At 59.1% G+C, this 635-nt stretch carries 1 protein-coding gene; it reads right to left on the bottom strand.

Features of this window, described 5'->3' with window-relative positions; genetic code table 11:
* Positions 1-335 (bottom strand): CoA-binding protein (locus tag AC0L17_RS34545; protein ID WP_473519000.1); only part of this gene is annotated, 335 nt, incomplete at its 3' end.
* Positions 336-635: the final 300 nt, after the last annotated feature.

Genomic DNA, 635 nt, shown 5'->3' with positions numbered 1-635 from the left:
GCCTGCAGACGCTCCCCGACCTGGTCATGGAAGGCGGTTTCCCGAAAGCCGGCTGCATAGCATAACGCCCCTCCCGCCCCGCGCTCTGCCAGCGCACGGACCACTTCAATCGTCAGATGCCTGTTGACCGCTACGAAGGCGGCATCCGGCACGCCGGGCAGATCCGCCACCGAGCGGTAGGCTCTGAGCCCAGCGACTTCGTCCTTCTCAAGGTGCACCGGCCAGATGTCGCCAGAATAGCCCAGTTCAATTGATTGCTCGACAACAAATGCTGCCAAAAGGCCGCCGATCACCGCTATGGATTTTGGGCGCAGGAAGCGTTCTAGTCTATGCATCGCTCATCTCTATTTGTTTCTGTGCCATTATCGACGACCTGTCGCCCTATGAGCGTCTGGACTCGAAATGAGGGATTTATGTATGCGGCGTAGTGGGTGGCGTGAGTCGCGCCAGGGCGGGCATGGCTGAAGCACTGAACCAGTCCCGGTTCGCAGACCGTCCCGTTCCGCACCGTTGTCCTGCGATCCCGTCCACTTGATCTCGAGACTAAACAACTAACGCCCCGTGAATTTTGGCGATCGTTTCTCCAGGAAATGGGCGACCCCTTCCTTGTAATCTTCCGAAGTGCCTGCGGCCTG

It is taken from the genome of Mesorhizobium sp. WSM4829 (assembly GCF_055811475.1).
Note: the sequence above shows the minus strand (reverse complement) of the source record. Positions and strands in the feature narration are given on the sequence as shown.